Source organism: Lysinibacillus sp. FSL M8-0355, from assembly GCF_038008985.1.
GTDB classification, from domain to species: domain Bacteria; phylum Bacillota; class Bacilli; order Bacillales_A; family Planococcaceae; genus Lysinibacillus; species Lysinibacillus fusiformis_D.
In genome coordinates this window covers 4560263-4575962 of sequence record NZ_JBBPAI010000001.1, presented here as the reverse complement: position 1 = coordinate 4575962, position 15700 = coordinate 4560263, and the positions used below count along the sequence as shown (strand labels likewise).

Genomic DNA, 15700 nt, shown 5'->3' with positions numbered 1-15700 from the left:
ATTTTTTATATTACGCTGTATATGAAAAGCTAGAAGCAAATTCTTCTTATTATTAGGGTGGGTATTATTACATGATTAACCAAATTAAAAACTGGATAAAGGATGTTAAGAAAAGAAATTCATATATAACATGTTTGGATTAATCATTCTTGTTTATCAAGTCTAATAGGTGAATATTATTGGAGCAAACTTTTTTACAGCTACAATAATTGAAAATGATTATCATTTTCAATATAATAGGGAACAATTAGTATTTAAAGGAGAAGGATTATGAATAAATACATAAAAAAAGCCGTTCTAGTAATGTTGGTAATGAGTCTACTGCTAATAATAGCGGCTTGTAGTAGTAAAACAGAAGGTACAAAGGATGACAAGGAATCTACAACGACTGAAACAACACGTATTGTAACAGATTCGGTAGGACGTGAAGTAGAAGTTCCCATAGACCCACAACGTGTTATTGTGGATTGGGATTTAGGTCACGTATTAGCTGTAGGCATTGTACCAGTTGCTTCAACGACAAAGGTCATTGATTATGGTGAATTTTTAAAGGATTACTATCAGGGGCAGGACATTGTAGATCTTGGGAATGAAGATACTGTATCTTTAGAAACAGCTACTAGTCTAAAACCAGATTTAATTATTACGTTTGCAGAGGAAAATATAAAACAATATGAAAAAATTGCACCTACTATTGTGTTCAGTACGGATAGCTACGATAGTGTGGAAGCAGAAATTTTAGCAATTGGCGAAATGTTAAATCACCAAGAAGAGGCGAAGAAGTTTATGGCAGATTATACGGCGCGTGCAAAGGTAGCTGAAGAAAAAATCAAAGCCGTAATCCCAGAAGGCATAACATTCTCACTCTTTACGTTAACAGACAAAGAGATTGTTGTGATTCCTAGTGGTAACTCAGGTGGTGAAGCGATGTATGATTTGTTAAAACTTACAGCACCAACATCTATACAAAAGCTAATTGAAGATAGCAAGGGAGATTGGCAGAAGCAACGTATTTCATGGGAAACGGTAGGTGACTATGTAGGTGATTATGTAGGTGTTTTAGATTATGGTCAAAAATACGAAACGACTTCTACATGGGATAATTTAGAGGTTGTGAAAAATAATAAAGTGATTACATTCGATGGGAAGTACTTCTTCTCAGCAGATCCAATCTCTGTTATCCATCAAGCAGAGCACATGGCAGAACAAATTATTGAATTAGTACAAAAACAATAAAGTAAAACTTCAAGCAGTTGCGTTTTTCTTAAGCTCCACGAAGACCTTTCTTGCTTCAATAAAAAACCCCATTAGATAAACAGATGATTTGTTTATCTAATGGGGAAGGTATTAGCTGATTACTTATGTGTAGTTACAGCTTTATTCTTTTGTTGTAACGCTTCATTTTTTTCAGCGAAGCGGTCATTATGAGAAGAAACGCCCGCCATTTTTGATTCTGTTGGGTCAATGTATAATTTGGCGCTATTGACAGCGAGGACAGCATCGTTAAATGCGCCTGCAATCAGTCTTATTTTCCCTTCATTCGTTACAATATCGCCTGCGCCAAAGATGCCTGGCATGCTTGTACCCATTTTGGGAGTAACGGAAATGCCCCATTCTTCAGAGGCCAAGCCCCAATCTAAAATGGCGCCGCCAAAGTGTCGGTCAAATCCGTGATTGACAAGCACTTCATCTACTTCAATTTTTGTCATATCATTAGAATCAACATGCTGTAATGTGACATGTTCAATTTTATTGCCATTGCCATGTAAACGAGAAACTGTATACGGAACATAGGTTGTTGCGATAGACTTCATACGTGTTACAGATGATTCAAAGGCACTAAAGTCATCTCGTCTATGAACAACGTATACTTCTTTGGCAATAGGAGCCATTTCAATAGCCCAATCTACAGCTGAGTCGCCGCCACCAGAAATGAGTACACGTTTATCTTTAAACCTATTGATGTTCGTTACCGTATAGTGAAGGTTGTTTAGTTCATAACGGTCAGCGCCTTCAATCGTTAATTTTTGAATGCGTGTAATACCACGTCCTGTAGCTAATATAATCGTTTTCGTATAATGTTTCTCGCCTGTTTTAGCTGTTAAGACGAAAATGCCATCGTCGCGTTTTTCCATGCCAACAACTTCTTGACCAAATACGATTGTTGGATTAAATGTCATAGCTTGCTTGATTAAGGAATGAATAATTTCTTCACAGCGAATAGGTTCAATACCACCGACATCCCATACCAATTTCTCAGGATAGGTGCGCATAAAACCACCTAATTCCTGTTTTACTTCGATAATTTTCGTTTTCATTTCACGCATACCACTGTAAAAGGCAGCATACATGCCAGCCGGCCCACCACCGATTATAATTACATCATAAATCTCTTGTTCCATTTAAGGCACCAACTTTTCAACTAAATAATCAAGGAATAGTGGAGAGCCAATTAAACCTTCACCTACAACGTAATCTGCTGTTTTTAATGGATAAACATTGCCGATTTTCACAGCATCCATTGCTTGCCACATCGGGCTCTTCTCTAAATCTTTCATAGATTGTTCACTACTATAATTTTGCATTTGACGTTGTTCGACAAAAATATGGTCTGCATCAATGTCAGGTAAAACCTCTAAGGAAATGGGCGTGAACCACTCATTATTATCTTTCAACATAGTTGGCATATTTAACCCAAGTTGTGTGTATAGCATATCACTACCAGGGCTACCTTTTTCAGTGCCTAGTACACGGTATTGATTTTGTTCTACCCGTAATACAAGAATTTTTTCGTCACCTATAGCATCGTGTAGTTTTTCTTTGGTTTCTTCTATTTTTTCCCTATACTTCTCGAGAGCAAGTGTAGCTTCTTTCTCTTTCTTGAACAGTTCACCAAGCACAGGAACATATTCATCTATTGCAACGCCTGCCTCAACAGCAACAGTAGGAGCAATTTTACTTAAAGCTTCGTATTTTTTAGCATCAATCGCTGCACCCTGAGCAATAATGACATCTGGTGCAGCTTCAAGAATAACTTCTAAATTATCTTCATATTGCACAGTCGGAATAATTTTAACATTGTTGTCATTGAATAATTTGAAGCGATACTCAGGTTCAATTTCTTCAACAACTGTCACCATTTGAGGCGTTACACCGATTTCAATTAAGTTTTCAGCATAGTTAGAACTAAGAACTAACATATTTTTAGGTTCAGTAGGGATCGTGACATCACCATAGGCATCTTTTACAATACGCGTTGTAGGCTCACTTTGTTCTTCTTGATCCTTTGTCTCATTTCCGCTCTCTTTATTAGTGCTTGAGCAAGCAACTAATGTTAAAGCTACTAACATAAAAAGTATATATTGCATCGTTTTTTTCATTGATTATAGCTCCTTTTTATTTGATAATGATTATCACTATCAAATAATAACAGGGAATGAGAGTGCCTACTATAGCGTAAAGTGCCTTAAAAATTGGATTATTGTGTTTTAGGGCAAACACCATCCAAAATCGACTGCTCAATCTGTTGCATAATTTTTCTTTTGCCAAACACACTGCAATTGTTTATCCATAAACCCGTATCCACATAAAACACATGCTTATTTTTCACAGCATCTAAATTTTTCCACTGCTCACTTTTTTGTAAAGTAGCTAAGCTAAGGTCGGCTGTATAATAATCCATTATGCGTTTTTCAATAAACAAATAAGTAGGATTGGCTACCACTAATTGTTGTAAAGAACATATGTTGAAACTATTTTTATTTGTGCGCAATGATTCAGGCATTTTTAAGCCAAGTTCCTGATATAAAAGGGTAGCGGAGTCACTAGAAGATTCACCGACATAGCGATAACCCAACTCCTCCACACGTAAGTAAAGTACAGTAGCATTCTTTACAAGATGGTGTTGTATTTTATTTTTTAGAACATCTACATGTGTCGTAAGTTCGTGAATAATTTGTGTAGCTTCATTCTCTTTATTAAACAATTCACCAAAGTAACGAATTGATGAATTTAAATCATAAGGTAGCCCGGTAATTACAGGTGCGATCGTTTGGAAGTGTTGTTTTGTCTCTTCCGTTAAGTCGACACCGATAATTAAATCGGGTTGCTGTTGTACAATGATGTCTTGTTGAATCACATATTGAGGCATTTCTAAGATGGTTGTACCAACTTCATGAAAAAGATTCTTTTGATATTTTGGAGTGAGGGAGCTCGTCACAGTAACACAATTTGGTATAACCCCTAATGCGATTGCAATTTCTGCGTGTGCAGGTGATAGAAAGCAAACACGATATTCACCAACGGTCTTTTTGAATTTCTTAGGTGGACGACCTACAATGCGTTTAAACTGTCGACTAAAGTGCTGCACATCATCAAAACCAACTTTTTTTGCGACATTTTGTGATAAATCATCTGTTGTTAATAGCATTTCTTGCGCACGGTAAATACGATAACTAATTAAATAAGCTATCGGTGTTTTATCATATAACTCAATGAACTTTCTCGAATAATACCATGGGCTATATCCAGCGATGGCTGCTAGTTCATCTCTTGTCATTGTTTGGTTATATTTTTTTTGCATATAAATAACTGTCTGTTCCATTCTTTCCTCAAGTGTGTATTCATCTGTTGATTGCTCTTGCTGTAATTCCTTCAACAAACTGTATAAAATAAATTGTTTAATGGTGTTATGGAGAGGGTCTATATTTTTAGCGAGCGACATCCGAATATCAGCTATGATCGTTTCAGGCACTCGCTGAATATAGTAACCATTCATTGTATTGATAGACCATTTACGGGTTAATTTCATTGCTGTATCATACAGTGCAAAGCTAATTAAATAGCCTGAAAAATCAAGACGGTTTGTATTTGTAAGTTGGATAACCGCATCACTTTCGAGGGCAATCAAATGCCCAAAAACAATATGCTCTTTGTGCCCATTAATGGACAGGGTGGTTTGGCCATCCGTAATCAATAAGAGAGCCGCACTTTCAAGATGTATCGTAGACTTTTGAAATAAGGATTTGGCTAAATCTTTTATTTCTGTGCAATGTGCCAGCCAATTAGGATTAGAATCAAGCATTTATGTACTCCTTTAGTTTGTTGTGATAAAAGTATACTACGGAATATCACAGCAGACGGCATAAAAAAGACAAGTTCAAACATAGGAAATAAAAAATCCTTACAGAACATCAAAATGTATAGCCTCCCTTTGATAAGGGAGGTATTTTTAATGTGTACAATAGGCATCTTAAGAAGCTATTGAAATGGAAGGTATTACTTTTAGTGAACAAAATGTATGTAATAGATATAAAGAAATTAATAAACATTAATTTGAAAACGATTACATTTGCTCGATGTTGTTTTACTATAAGGTTTAATATTCGGAAAATTAGTTATTTATAGAATTGATAAATAACTTAAAAGGGTCATTGGGGGGATTAGAATGCTAGCAATTTTAGGTTTTTTAATGATAATAGTATTTATGATTTTGATTATGACTGGTCGTCTTACAGCAATGATTGCATTAATTGTAGTTCCCATTACGTTTGCAGTTATTGGTGGATTCGGAAGTGAAATGGGTCCTATGATGTTGGATGGGATTAAAAGTGTGGCTCCAACCGGGATTATGATTTTATTTGCCATTCTTTTCTTTGGTATTTTGATTGATGCTGGAGTATTTGATCCAATCATTCAAACAATTCTTAGGTTAGTAAAAGGTGATCCTGTAAAAATTGCCATCGGAACAGCCGTATTAGCCCTTCTGATTTCTTTAGATGGTGATGGTACAACAACCTACATGATTACTATTTCAGCATTTTTACCGCTTTATAAAAGAATTGGCATGCGACCAATTGTATTAGCCGGTATTGCCGTTTCAGCCTCAGGTGTTATGAACCTCCTACCTTGGGGAGGGCCAACTGCAAGGGTTATGACAGCATTGAATCTTGAAATGTCTGAAGTTTTTACACCCGTGATTCCCGCGATGATTGGCGGCGCTATCTTTGTTCTGCTCATGGCATTTATGTTCGGAAGACAGGAGCGGAAGCGAATTGGTGTTATAGAATATGATTATGAAACTGCAGTTCAGCCTGCTGCTACAGTCGAGGATGACTCTTTGAAACGTCCAAAACTAATTATCTTTAACTATGCACTAACAATCATTCTTTTAATAGCGTTAATTATGGAGCTATTACCACCTGTTACATTATTTATGCTTGGTTTTGCGATTGCGATTACTGTAAACTATCCAAAATTGAAAGACCAAAAGGAACGTATTGCGAATTATGCTGACAATGCATTATCAGTTGTTTCAATGGTTTTTGCAGCTGGGATTTTTACAGGGATTCTTTCAGGAACAGCAATGGTAGATGCGATGGCAAACTCAGTAATTCATTATATTCCAGATGCAATGGGTTCTCATTTTGCAGTAGTTACAGCCATCCTTAGCGCACCTTTTACATTTTTTATGTCCAACGATGCCTTTTACTATGGAGTGCTGCCATTACTTGCCAAAGCAGGAGCAGTATATGGCATCGATCCCGCCTTAATTGGTAGAGCTTCTCTATTAGGGATGCCAGTCCATCTTCTAAGTCCACTTGTTCCATCTACTTATTTATTAGTAGGTATGGTTGGAGAGGATTTCGGCACATTACAACGTATCTTCTTAAAGTGGGCTTTCGGTTCTACCATTGTCATGATGATCGTCTGTGTAGTATTAGGGATTTTCCCTCTTTAAATTAACAAAATAAGTTTAAAATCTATTGTCCATGGGGTTAAAGAGATGATCAAGTGAAAAATTGTTTATCTGTATTAAATCTACAAAAGTAATGGGCTTCTTTTGTAGATTGATATTGGAGGAAATGAAAAGAGTCTAAAACCACCCTTAATCAAAAATTAGATGTTTAAGGTCTATGGAGTTGTTTCAGAAAAACGTTTTTGTTCGTAAAAAGGACTATCGTAAATATACGATGAAAAAGATTAAGACTTAGGATTATTAGTTCATGTTAGTTATAGATATTTGCCAATGGTGGATAGTTTGTTGAGTATAGGGGAAAAGCTATTCAACAATCAAAAAGAAATTATTAAAATTAGGAGAAAGGTGGTATGAAATATGAAAATCCGTAAGATCGATCATGTGGGGATAATCGTCAATGATCTTCCAGCAGCAAAAGCATTTTTCCTTGAATTTGGCCTTGAGATGCTAGGGGAAGGAAAAGTGGAGGGTGAGTGGGTAAAGAGGATGGAGCGGATAATAGGGCTTCAAGACGTTAAAGAGGAAACGGCAATATGGCGACGATCGGATAGTGACGCAAATTTAGAAATAGTAATGTTGCGAACGCCAGATGGTGATACAAATATTGAACTAGTAAAATTTAACGCGCCAACAAATGAAATAGGGATACGGCATCCTTTAGCAAATACGCTGGGTATCCAGCATATTGCCTTTGCTGTTGAAGATATTGAAGCCCTTGTTACCAAATTGACAAAGAAAGGCGCAGAACTAATTGGTGAGATATCTAACTATGAAAATGCTTATAAATTATGCTACGTTCGCGGACCAGAAGGAATTATTTTGGAGCTGGCTGAGGAAATTAAATAGAAAACCTAAGATTTTTTATCAAATTTGAATTGAATAATCTTATTGCTGTTTGCGTATTAGTATCCAACTTTATTGAAACTCTTCTGGGTTATTGTCATTAAACACGGCTGTGTAGAGATAATTAAATAAATGTAAAACTTCTTTCTGCTACTTAATAAGTGAAATAAGAGAACGTGCGTTTTTTTGGGGAAGCTATTGACATTTATCCAAATAAATCATTGCGTTTTTTCCATTGTTTACCCTTTTCATACAAACTATAATAGTGCTGTAAATGATAACCATTTTCAATTGAAGATAAAAAGGAAAGGGGTAATAAATGTGAAAAAGCTTCTACGAAAGCAATTTATACTATGGGGAGAGAGTTTCCTTCTGTTGCTGTTGATGCTATCGGCATGCAGTAATTCTAATGGCAGTGCGTCTGATGCGCAGGGTAAGGAAAATGAGAAAACAGCTCAATCTGATGTGCAAGCAGAGGAAAGTGAGACAACGGTTCAATATACAACGATTACAGGCGAACAAGTTGAAATACCTGCAGATCCAAAACGAGTAGTTTATATTGGTCAGACGACGGGTGATTTCTTGGCGATGGATATTCCCCTTGTTGGTAATAATCTTCCTCAAGATCCTGCAAGTTACTATGGAGATAAACTTGAAGGCATCGTTGATATTGGAAATCCTGCTAACTTAGAGACGATTCTGACTTTAAAACCTGATCTGATTATTAATGGTTATTACAAGTCCGATCCAAATCTTAACGAGGAATTGTCAAAAATCGCAACGACTATTCCCTTTAACCCAGCTCTTCCTTATACAGAACGTGTAAAGGAGATGGGCAATATCTCGGGTAAACAGGAAGAAGTGGGTAAAATGATTGCTAAGTTTGAAACGCAATCTAAAGAAATGTTTGATAAGCTTCAATTAGCAAAAGGGGAGACCGCAACGGTATTCTACCAGTTAGGTAAAATACTTTATGTTATGGGCGATCGTAACTTTGGCGCCATTATATATGGAGAAAACGGTTTTGCCGTCCCACCAGCTGTACAGAAGAATATTATTGATGTAGAAGGGGTATCTTTCCTTGAGGTTTCCGAAGAGGTGCTTCCAGAGTTTGCTGGTGATCATTTGTTTGTCATTGTACAAGAGGATGGTGAAAGTGAAGCAGAGGCGGATCGACTACTACAAAGCCCAATATGGGGAACTTTACCTGCAGTCAAAAAGGGAAATGTTTATGTTGTTCCTAATGAATGGAATACAGATAATTTATTAGCTTTGGAGCAATTGTATAAAAAGTTACCAGAATGGATGCACAAACAGTAAAAATTGTATTTACCTAATCAATTTTTTAAACTGTTTGTATTTTAAAATAGTACATAATCGAACAATAGTTGATAGAGGGTCATTATATGTTACAATAACGATAATGATAATCATTTTCAATGGTTGGAGAGTTGCTTATGAATCTAGCACCCCTATATATTAGGCTAAAACATTATGAACGATTTCAAGTTGATCAAATAATGCTAGCTAGTAGCTACAATGAGGGAATAAAGGATAATGAAATAAATGTATGCGCATTATTAATAGCACTGAGTCATGGCATACGGCTGTATGTAGACAAAATGGCTATTGATCTACGACAAGGAAGCTGCATTCTAATTTTACCTACACAAAGCTACACTGTAGAATCAAGTAACAAAGAGGCACAGCTGGCACACTTTACCTTTGAAACTTTTAAAGTGGAAGGGATGACGTTGAATCAGGTTGCCCATCCACCCCTACTTTGTGGTTATCCCTATAATCTGTTATTTTCTCAAGTCAAGCAAGTATTAGGAAATGAAGCATGGATAGATAATCAGTTTTGTTCCTCTCTATCCACATCAGAAATGGCGATGATGCAAGGTAGACTTCAGCAGATACTAGCTATGATGGTCCAGTTAGATGAGCAAGCTAACGAGTTGTTGAATGAAGAAAAGATACAATTGGTTCAAAAAACTGTACAGTACATAGAACAGCACTATGATGAGGACTTGACAGTAGAACAACTGGCTAACATGGCTGGAATGGTGAGATGGCAATATAGTCAAAAGTTTAAAACGTTGACTGGCAAAAAGCCGACTGATTATGTGGCTCATTTACGTATAAATCAGGCAAAAGAACTTCTACGTAATACGACCGATCCATTGAGCAAAATAGCTCGACAAATTGGTTTTAAAGATGAATACTACTTCAGTCGGTGCTTTCATAAATTAACTGGAAACACCCCACGTGAATATGCAAACATTCATCTTCATACGCCAGAAAGAACAGTTATTGATTCACTGGGTAGAAGGGTTCTTGTTCCTACAAGTGCAACACGTATTGTGACTGATGGAAAATTTACACTTGGGGAATTACTCGTTCTAGGCATACCCCCTATAGGAGCAGCCATCTCCATCATGAGAGATAACGTGGTTTATCACAATAAGTTGCGAAATATTCATAGTATCGGGGAGTGGGCAGATCCAGATAAAATAGCACAGCTGCAACCAGAGTTCATATTGCTTAGCTATTATCCGCAAGACTTGCAGGAACTGGATGCGCTTGCTCCAACTGTTGTACTGGACAAGAAGTTTAGATTGTTTGAGCGGTTACGATATATCGCTCAACTAGTTGAGCGGAGTAAATCGGCGGAGAAGTGGATTACTACATATGAGGACAAAGTAAGAATGGTACGTAGGCAATTAGTGGATGCTTATGTTGCTGGAGAGACGGCTACGGTTTATCTCAAGCTTGGTGTAAAATTTTACGTTATGTGTCAGACAGGATTGGCTGCTAGCTTGTATGAATCACTTGGCTTCCGTCCCACTCCCAAAGTAATGCACCTAATTGAGCAAGGGCAAGCATGGATAGAAATCCAGCAGCATCAAATAAATCACTATGCTGGAGAACGTAATTTTATCTTGGCTTCTCCTCAAGAACTACAAACGATTACTCAATGTCCACAGATCGTCACTTTAGCCAAGTTAACTCCTGGTAAGACTCATTTCGTAGATTTTACATGGAATCATTGTGACCCTATCACACGTGAACGGTTGTTAGATGTGCTACCATCTATTTTCAAAAAGAACATTATTTGATAAGCAGAAGAAATAAAATTGCTGTAAAACTCGATCCATTAGCTATGGTTCGAGTTTTTTCCATTAATATTCAAATAGCGTACAAATAAACTAGTACAGAAAAAATAATTCTACTAGAAAAAAGTTTGTTTAAAAATATCCTGGTATAAAATTTATATGAAATTTCTGGTATAATTACATATATCTATATTAATTTTAAGGAGTGATTTTGTGAAGAAGTTATTGATAATAACAAGTTATTTAGGATTTTTTATATTAGGAGGTTTGACGTTTACGTACTTCACAACTACGGAAGCGGCAAGCGACTTGAAAAAGATCAGCGTGTATCAGGATCCAATCAATTACTATGTTAATAAGGTTGAAAAAGTGCCGCAAAAAGGTCAATCTGGATTTAATTATCAAGGTACAATATATGTTCCAATGCGCTTTGTTGCGGAATCTTTAGGTGAAAAGGTAACATGGGACGGAAAAACAAAATCCGTTTATATTGGTGAGGTTCCCCAATTCACCTCTTTGAAAGATGTAAAACCTATTGGGCGTGATGAGGACCCATTGTTCCATAATCCAAGTTCTATCGTAATTCATACAGGTGAAAAGTTCGAGCGTTCTTATCAACTTGGTGGTTACCATGGGGGCGGTGCTGTTCAAGACCATACAGTGGAATACTTAGCCAATGGAAATTACAAAGGATTCGAAACCAATTTGGCACCAATTAAAAAGTTAGCAGCTAACTCTTTCGGAGTAGGTTTCTTGAAAATTTACGCAGATGGTAAATTGATTTATGATAGTGGAGCAATCAAAGACAAGGTAAAGGTTCATGTTAATTTAGATGGAGCTTCAAAAGTGAAATTTGAACTTGAAGGTAGTGGTTTAGGTATATTAGATCCTAAATTTATTCAATAAACTATACACAAGTAAGACGATGACATAAATAGCTGTCATCGTCTTATTTATTTGCGTGAACAGCATTCACTGCGTCCCATTACGTAGCTTATAGATAACTATTTCGACATAACTTTAATGGTAATACAATTTTGTTAATTTTTTCACATTTAAGTATAATATAGTTGTTATTTATATGGTATAATTTCAAGCGGTGTTGATACATAAAATAGGAGATAGGAGAGAAAAGAGTATGATGAAAAAGATGATGAAACGAACAAGTGCAGTGTTGCTTGGTGCTTCGTTAATGCTGACAACGGTTGTACCTGTGATTCATGCTGAAGAGCAATTACAGCCTCAAGTTCCATCGATTAGTCCGTGGGCCATTGAAACATTAAATGAGGGAGAAAAATATGGTATTTTCCCTATGGAATGGTATTACGATGGTTTCCTTGAAGAAATCTCGGTGGATAAAGTAAATGAATTACTAGCTTTGACGGAAAAGAAAATTGCTACTCTAGGTTTAGCTGAAAATAAACAATACAAGCCAGTGAGTGTAAAAAACGATAATACACGTGGTGATATTGTGAAGCGCCTGTACAATATCGTAGCACGCTATGATTTACCAGTTGGCAAAGATGCCATTCAATTTATGAAAGAACAAAATATATTACAAGGTTCTCCAAACGGACTGCATTTAGAAAAAAAGGCAACAACACAGCAGGCTGTTATACTAGCTGTTCGTTTCATTAATAGTACATATGCTCTTGCAGAACAAGGATCGAAGGGAGTAGCCTGGGTAGTAGAGGATGAGGATACGACTGTGTACTTATTAGGCTCCATCCATTTAGGTACACCAGACTTATATCCTTTCGATAAAAAATTAGTAACAGCGTTCAATGAATCGGATGCGCTATTAGTTGAGGCAAATATTTTGGATACAAAAGCACTTGAATATTATTCAGAAAAGGCACTGTATACAGAAGGTAAAACATTAAAAGATGCTGTGGCACCAGAAACATATGCAAAGCTTGAGCAAGTTGCAAAGCTTTACGATCTTCCGATGGATCAGCTGACAATGCAAAAGCCTTGGATGCTATCTAGTGCATTATCAATGCTGGCAATGGACGATTCCTTTGGATTGACGCCACAAGAGATGACGATGCATGGTATTGATGTATACTTCTTATTGAATGCACAGTTGCAACAAAAGCCAGTCATTGAATTAGAAGGAATAAAAGCACAAGTTGATATGTTTGATGCATTATCACCAGAAGCACAGGAGCAGTCATTAGTCGCAGTGTTGGATAGTATCATTAATCCATCTGATGAAAATCAATCAAAACTTCTTAAAGAGTGGTTTACAAGCTGGAATAAAGGGAACGTTGAAGAGTTCGCAAAAAGCTTCCAAGCTATGGAAGGTACATCATCAGAGTTCAATGAAATGCTATTTGGTTTACGTGATGAACAAATGGCAAAGAAAATCATGAATGTACTTGAAGAAAAAGAAGGTAAGTACTTTGTTGTAGTTGGTTCTGGTCACTTCCTAGTCGATAAAAATATTCGTTATCACTTGGAGAAAAGCGGATACAATGTAAAACCATTTTATCAATAAAGAAAAACTAAAAAGGCAACCCAAAGCTATGAGTCTAGCTAAGGGTTGCTATTTTTAGTTGCACCAATATTCCTCAATAGATATGATTGTCCAAAAGAATACTTTTGTGTAAAAAATGACCAAAAATCTATTTTTGAGAGCTAGAAGGGAGACCTATGCGCATTATTAGGAAATATCGTCTCATTCTGTTTGGCTTTGGTTTTTCATATTTAGGGAATTGGGTAAATCTTGTTGCGCTCAATTTATTAGTTTGGCATTTAACAGAGTCACCTACTGCTATGGCTAGCATATTTATTGTAGGGCCAATCGCTCGTATTTTAACAAGCTTTTTTGCAGGCTCTATTATTGATCGTTCCAATAAACAAAAATTAATGATCTATAGTGACATCATTCGCGGCATATTGATTTTATTGTTACCATTCACATCTTCTATTTGGCTTATTTATGGCGTATTATTTTTATCTAATATAGCGAGTAGCTTTTTTGGACCAAGCAGTACCTATTATATTTCAAAATATGTGCCAGACGAAGATAAACAATCCTTTAATGCCATTTTAGGAATGTTTAGCTCAGGTTCATTTTTAATTGGACCTGCCCTGGCTGGGTTTATCATTGCTATATCAGATGTATCCATAGCGATTTGGTTTAATGCTTTAACGTTCTTTATATGTGCATTGTCCATTTTCAAGCTTCCCACAGTAGATGATCGTCAGAACATGCACCGACAACCGATTACCTGGCAGATGCTAAAAGAGGATTATGGTGTTGTCTATGCCTATATTAAAAAGGAGCGAGCCTTTGCCAAAGTTTTTCTCTATTTTCAAGGTGCTTTAATGATTGCTTTTGCATTAGATTCACAGGAAGCTACATTTATTAAACAGAACTTACAAGCCTCAGATAGCCTATATGGTGTAATGGTTAGTATTGCAGGGATTGGGGCGATTATCGGTGGAGCAATGGCTGCTCGGTATGCTAAAAGGTTTTCAACTAGACAATATATTGTTTATGGTCTGCTTTTGACAACGATTTGTTACACCTTATTTTATTTATCACCGAATGTTACAATGGCGATTATTAGTTTTAATGCCTTAGGGATATGTATGTCATTTTGTAATGCGGGATATAGTACATTTTATCAATTGAGTGTACCGTCAGCCATTATGGGGCACTTTGGTAGTGTTTCAACAATGGTCATGAATGTGCTACAGATTGTCTTTACGTTAGCTTTAGGAGTGCTAGCGGACTGGCTTTCGCTACAGATGGTATGTATTGTATTTGGTATCATAGCTATTTTTATCTCTATCGTTTTATATGTATTTATGCATTCGAAATCAGCCTATGGGGGCTTGGAGGAAAAGATTGTTTAGGATGTTATCCCTTCATTTCAAATAATAGATGAACCGAACTTTGAATAGGAGCACTTTTAATAGTGTTTACTATATAAAGTTCGGTTCAATTAATATCATTAGTTAAAGGTATACATTATAGAATGCGGCTAATTTTCCAACAGCAATTTGAACAGGTTCTGGTTGATCGTATAAATCATAGTGACTTGCCCCTTCAACGACAAGTAAATCTTTATTCTGTGAAGCTGCTCTGTTATATAGCTCATGACCATCTTTATATGACCCGAATGCCCCTTGTACACTACCAACAATAATTTGTAACGGCTGAGTTAGTAATTCCTCAACTAAATGAAAAGCATCAAAACCAATGACAGATCCCATACTTGTAAAGTTTAACTTATTCGGAGAGTTTGGACTTTGACCTCTTGGGGTTGTGTAATAATCAACTGCTTCTATAATATCAATATCAGTAATCCCAGCTTGCTCTAGCGCTGCTTGGTTTTTAGGAATCCAATTTGTTATCATGGACTCGGCGCCCCGAGCTTCAGCAGTACGCTGTTGACCGATTGCCTCTAACGCTTTAATAGGATCACTTTCACGATTTAATCGACCAATATTTGCACCAACGACTGTACCAACCGATTTAATGCGGCGTTCTGTCATTGCTGCATTCACTGCATAACCTCCTCCAGCACAAACCCCTAAGACACCAATACGGTTTTTATCTACATACGCAAGTGTAGTCAAGTAATCTACCGCACAACGAATATCTTCAACACGTGCAGCTGGTTCTTCTATATATCGAGGCTCTCCTTCACTTTCTCCTTGATAGGAGGCATCAAATACAATTGTGACATAGCCTAACTCTGCTAGCTTCTCAGCATAGAGACCTGCTGTTTGATCTTTACAGCTACTACCTGGATGTACACAAACGATGGCAGGGTTTGATTCCTTTTCGTTAGCTTTCCCCGGTAAGTATAAAATACCAGCAAGCTTTATTCCCCTTGCATTGAATCTTACATTATTCTTTGTAACTGTCATATGAAGACCACCTTTATACGTTTTATATACACTTGTGAGTTTTATTACACTCGTGTATATTTATAATAATAAAGACAGGTAGTCCCAACAATGACCA

Annotated in this window: 12 protein-coding genes; 8 read left to right on the top strand and 4 right to left on the bottom strand. The window is 36.6% G+C overall.

Annotation, left to right across the window (positions count from 1 at the left end; all coding sequences use genetic code 11):
- The first annotated feature begins 270 nt into the window (after positions 1-270).
- Positions 271-1236 carry an ABC transporter substrate-binding protein gene (locus tag MKY46_RS22390; RefSeq protein ID WP_340812354.1) on the top strand — a complete coding sequence of 322 codons (966 nt, stop codon included), beginning with the start codon at positions 271-273 and terminating at the stop codon, positions 1234-1236.
- A 119-nt stretch (positions 1237-1355) separates the two neighbouring features.
- Here the strand turns inward: MKY46_RS22390 and MKY46_RS22385 are convergent, their stop codons facing one another.
- The 3 genes from MKY46_RS22385 to MKY46_RS22375 all read right to left on the bottom strand — a co-directional run bounded on the left by MKY46_RS22385 (position 1356) and on the right by MKY46_RS22375 (position 5083).
- The gene (locus tag MKY46_RS22385) at positions 1356-2402 is read right to left on the bottom strand and encodes an NAD(P)/FAD-dependent oxidoreductase (RefSeq protein WP_036128836.1); all 1047 of its coding nucleotides are present in this window, start codon (positions 2400-2402) and stop codon (positions 1356-1358) included.
- Entirely contained in the window at positions 2403-3380 is a 978-nt protein-coding gene (locus MKY46_RS22380; protein ID WP_340835465.1) for an ABC transporter substrate-binding protein, read from the bottom strand.
- Between the two features lie 98 nt (positions 3381-3478).
- A complete protein-coding gene (locus MKY46_RS22375; protein WP_340835462.1) occupies positions 3479-5083 on the bottom strand; it encodes an AraC family transcriptional regulator in 1605 nt (534 codons plus the stop codon).
- A gap of 363 nt (positions 5084-5446) precedes the next feature.
- Here MKY46_RS22375 and MKY46_RS22370 point away from each other — a divergent pair, with 363 nt between their 5' ends.
- The 7 genes from MKY46_RS22370 (at position 5447) to MKY46_RS22340 (ending at position 14583) form a co-directional block, all read left to right on the top strand.
- Positions 5447-6739 (top strand): CitMHS family transporter, encoded by a 1293-nt coding sequence (locus MKY46_RS22370; RefSeq protein WP_058845225.1) that lies wholly within the window; start codon positions 5447-5449, stop codon positions 6737-6739.
- A gap of 375 nt (positions 6740-7114) precedes the next feature.
- Positions 7115-7603: a VOC family protein gene (locus tag MKY46_RS22365; protein WP_340835460.1), complete on the top strand. Its 489-nt coding sequence runs from the start codon at positions 7115-7117 to the stop codon at positions 7601-7603.
- A gap of 318 nt (positions 7604-7921) precedes the next feature.
- Positions 7922-8920, top strand: a complete 999-nt coding sequence (locus MKY46_RS22360) for an ABC transporter substrate-binding protein (RefSeq protein WP_340835458.1) — start codon at positions 7922-7924, stop codon at positions 8918-8920.
- Between the two features lie 137 nt (positions 8921-9057).
- The gene (locus MKY46_RS22355) at positions 9058-10719 is read left to right on the top strand and encodes an AraC family transcriptional regulator (protein ID WP_340835457.1); all 1662 of its coding nucleotides are present in this window, start codon (positions 9058-9060) and stop codon (positions 10717-10719) included.
- 210 nt (positions 10720-10929) lie between these two features.
- Entirely contained in the window at positions 10930-11622 is a 693-nt protein-coding gene (locus tag MKY46_RS22350; protein WP_340835454.1) for a stalk domain-containing protein, read from the top strand.
- Positions 11623-11854: 232 nt separating this feature from the next.
- A complete protein-coding gene (locus MKY46_RS22345; protein WP_340835453.1) occupies positions 11855-13216 on the top strand; it encodes a TraB/GumN family protein in 1362 nt (453 codons plus the stop codon).
- A gap of 155 nt (positions 13217-13371) precedes the next feature.
- The gene (locus MKY46_RS22340; protein WP_340835451.1) at positions 13372-14583 is read left to right on the top strand and encodes an MFS transporter; all 1212 of its coding nucleotides are present in this window, start codon (positions 13372-13374) and stop codon (positions 14581-14583) included.
- A 102-nt stretch (positions 14584-14685) separates the two neighbouring features.
- Here MKY46_RS22340 and MKY46_RS22335 read toward each other — a convergent pair whose 3' ends face one another.
- Entirely contained in the window at positions 14686-15603 is a 918-nt protein-coding gene (locus tag MKY46_RS22335; RefSeq protein WP_340835447.1) for an alpha/beta hydrolase, read from the bottom strand.
- Positions 15604-15700: the final 97 nt, after the last annotated feature.